This window comes from Arenimonas sp., assembly GCF_019459675.1.
GTDB lineage: Bacteria > Pseudomonadota > Gammaproteobacteria > Xanthomonadales > Xanthomonadaceae > Arenimonas.
In genome coordinates, this window is the sequence record NZ_JAIBFH010000094.1 from 1 (window position 1) to 3,645 (window position 3,645).

3 protein-coding genes are annotated in these 3,645 nt (G+C 68.9%); all 3 read right to left on the reverse strand.

Features of this window, described 5'->3' with window-relative positions:
• The coding region (locus tag K0M70_RS03545; RefSeq protein WP_290779378.1) for a putative peptide modification system cyclase at nt 1-1,440 on the reverse strand (1,440 nt) is incomplete at its 3' end.
• 64 nt (nt 1,441-1,504) lie between these two features.
• Nucleotides 1,505-2,524 carry a GGDEF domain-containing protein gene (locus K0M70_RS03550; protein WP_290779381.1) on the reverse strand — a complete coding sequence of 340 codons (1,020 nt, stop codon included), beginning with the start codon at nt 2,522-2,524 and terminating at the stop codon, nt 1,505-1,507.
• A gap of 138 nt (nt 2,525-2,662) precedes the next feature.
• On the reverse strand, nt 2,663-3,616 hold the full coding sequence (gene aceA, locus K0M70_RS03555) for an isocitrate lyase (protein WP_290779384.1): 954 nt from the start codon (nt 3,614-3,616) through the stop codon (nt 2,663-2,665).
• Nucleotides 3,617-3,645: the final 29 nt, after the last annotated feature.

Below are 3,645 nucleotides of genomic sequence, written 5' to 3' on the forward strand. Positions count from 1 at the left end.
GTGGGTCCGGTTGGCTTCGGCCAAGGCCAGGTAGTGGCGCGTGGCGGCGGCGTCGTTGTCGATATAGCGCATGAAGGCCAGCTGCAGGTAGGCCATCGAGAACTGGTCGTCCAGCTTCACCGCCTGCTTGAACAGGAGCTGCGCTTCGTCCAGCCGCGCCTCGTAGCGCGCGCGCAGGCCCAGCGAATAGGCGCGCAGCGCGTCCAGGTTGCCCGTGGTCACCAGTTCCAGGGGCAGGCTGGTGCTTTCGATGCTGCCCACCGCTTCACCCAGCCGACCGCGAACCTTGGCCATGGCGATGTCCAGTGCGGGCAGCACGTTGCCGGTGCCTGAGCCGTCGGCGCTTTCGCTGTAGACCGTGACGCCCGTGTTGGGATCCACCACTTCCAGGCTGATGCGCACCACACCGCCCACTTCAGCGATGGTCGGCAGGATGACGGCCTTGGCACCTTCGCGCAGGGCGAGTTCGGCGGCCAGCTGGCGATCCACGGGCTGGCCCTGGCGCTGCATGCGCTCGAGCGCGCGGTCGACCTGCAGTTCGGAGATCAGGTTCACGTGGCGGGACTGCTCCAGGCCCACGCGCAGCGCGGTGTCCAGGGATTGGTCGAATATCTTCTCGTCGGTGCGGTTCTGCAGGTCGGCCACCACCACCCAGTCGCGCTCGGCGAAGGCGATGGCGGGGGGGCTGCGCAGGGCGGTCCAGAACAGACCCACGCCCAGCACGGCGACCAGGATCACCTCCAGCGCCAGCATCGGCGGCCGGCGCCACACCGGCAGTTCGCGCCAGGCCTTGGCACCCGACTCCGGCGCCCGCAGCGGCGACAGCCCGGGCTCGCCCACCTCGTGCACCAGCATGGGCGCGGGCACGCCTTTGAAGTTGTAGCGGCCGTGCATCAGCCAGCGCAGCCTGCCGCCGGCCTCGCCCAGTTCGCCCATGGCGCGGTGGCACAGGTTCTGGGCCATGCCCGACATCAGGATCTGGCCGGGCAGCGCCAGGTTCATCAGGCGCGCGGCCACCGGCTTGGCCAGGCCTTCGACCTCGAAGGCCTTGGAGCCAGCCAGCACGTCCTTGGGCTCGTTGGCCCAGGTCATCACGTCGCCCACGTGCAGGCCGATGCGGGCCTTGAGGTCGAGCGCTTCCAGTGCACCCAGCTCGCGCAGGCCGCGCTGGTAGCGCAGGGCGAAGTCCAGGGCCTGGATCGGCCGTTCGAACAGCGCCAGCACGCCGTCGGCTTTGTCGATCAGCTGGCCGTGGCACAGGTCGATCAGCTGCCGCAGCAGCTGGTCGTGGCGCTTGAGCAGGGCCACGGCCCGCAGGTCGCCCAGCCGCTCCACCAGGGCCGTGGACTCCACGATGTCGCAAAGCAGCACCGTCCGCAGCATCGGGGTCACCGGCGCGGTGTTCAGTGCATGCGTGGCGGGGGATGGTGGGGCGTTCATTCAGCGCAAAACCGGGCGATCTTTCAGGGGTGAACGCGCCCCCCGCGCTGCGCCGGCCACCGGGTCAGCGCGCCAGGCGCCAGTGGTCGCCGCCCTGGCGCTTGGCTTCGTAAAGGGCGCGGTCGGCCTGGCTGTACCAGCTGGACCAGCCGCCGGGGTCCTGGCAGAAGGCGCCGCCGATGCTGATCGACAAGCGGTGCTCGCGCAGGCTGGGCAGGCGCAGGCTGCGGATGGCGCTCATCAGGCCCAGGGCGCGGTTGGCCAGCTCGCCGTCGTCGCTGACCCGCAGCACCAGGGCGAATTCGTCGCCGCCCAGGCGGCAGGGCAACTCCAGCGGGCCCGCCATGCGCCGCACTTCCTCGGCGCAGGCGCGCAGCGCCGTGTCGCCGGCCAGATGGCCGCTGCGGTCGTTGATCTGCTTGAAGTGGTCGATGTCCACCAGCAGCAGGGCCAGCTTGAGGTCGTTGAGGTCCTGGCGACCCAGTTCATCCAGGAAGCGGTACAGGCCGCGGCGGTTGGCCAGGCCGGTGAGGTCGTCGGTGCGCACCAGCTGCTGGGCCACGGTGAGTTCGGTGCGCGTCTGGCGCAGCGTGTCCAGCGTCTGCATCAGGTCTTCGTTGCGGCGCTTGAGGTGCTGCACCAGCTGGTGCTCGCCGGCCACCAGGTAGGAGAAGCTGCGCTGCATGAAGCGGGCCACGTGGGCCGGCTCGCGCTCCACCAGGTTCTGGAATGCGGGCTGCGTGATTTCATAAAGCACGCCGGGCGTTTCGGCCACGGCGCGGGCGAAGCGCTGGTGCCGGCCGATGAACACCGCCAGCTCGCCAAAGTATTGGCCCGGACCCAGCAGCTTGTCGGCCAGGCCGTCATCAAAGCCCAGCCGGACTTCGCCGGTGTCGATCAGGTACATGCTTTGCGCCGCTTCGCCGCGGCGGAACAGTTCTTCGCCAGGCAGCACCGCGCGGCTGACGCCGGCCGCTGCCAGGACTCGGAACTCCTCGGGCGACAGCTGCGAGGGCAGACGGCCTTCCTGCCCGCCGCTGTGCGCAGGCGCAGCCGGACTGCCGGGATGGTCTGTAGAAATCACGGACTACTCTAAACAAGGACCTGCCTGAGTGTATCCAAGCCGGGGGCAAGGCAACAGCGACCTTTCTCGGGAGGCGGGGCGCAGGCCCCGACCGCCGCCTGCGGCGACGGCCGGGGTGCACTCCCCCTCAAACGCGGGTCAGGCGGCCACCGCCGGAGAGCCACCGTGGAACTGCTCTTCCTCGGTCGAGCCCTTCAGCGCCGTGGTGGAGCTGGTGCCGCCCTGGATGGCCTGGGTGACCGAATCGAAGTAGCCGGTGCCCACTTCACGCTGGTGCTTGACCGCCGTGAAGCCCTTGTCGGCCGCGGCGAACTCATTCTCCTGCAGCTCCACGAAGGCGCTCATCTGGCTGCGGGCGTAGCCATAGGCCAGGTTGAACATCGAGTAGTTCAGCGAGTGGAAGCCGGCCAGGGTGATGAACTGGAACTTGTAGCCCATCTTGCCCAGCTCGACCTGGAACTTCGCTATGGTGGCGTCGTCGAGGTTCTTCTTCCAGTTGAAGGACGGCGAGCAGTTGTAGGCCAGCATCTTGCCCGGGAACTTGGCGTGGATGGCGTCGGCGAACTTCTTGGCGAAGGCCAGGTCGGGCTTGCCGGTTTCACACCACACCAGGTCGGCGTAGGGCGCGTAGGCCAGGCCGCGGCTGATGGCCTGGTCGATGCCGGGGCGGGTCTTGTAGAAGCCTTCCACGGTGCGCTCGCCGGTGCAGAACGGAGCGTCGTTGGGGTCCACGTCGCTGGTGAGCAGGTCGGCGGCCTCGGCGTCGGTACGCGCAATCACCAGGGTGGGCACGTTCGAGACGTCGGCGGCCAGGCGCGCGGCGATCAGCTTCTGCACGGCTTCCTGGGTCGGCACCAGCACCTTGCCGCCCATGTGGCCGCACTTCTTCACGCTGGCCAGCTGGTCTTCGAAGTGCACGCCGGCGGCGCCGGCTTCGATCATCGCCTTCATCAGTTCAAACGCATTGAGCACGCCGCCGAAGCCGGCTTCGGCGTCGGCCACGATCGGCTGCAGGAAGTCGATGCTGTCGTTGGCGTGGGCGTGGTGGCACATGGAGGGGCGCCGGCGGGGGTTGTTGTTTGGCGTTGACACCCCCCGGACCCCCGTGGGCCGGGTCCGCG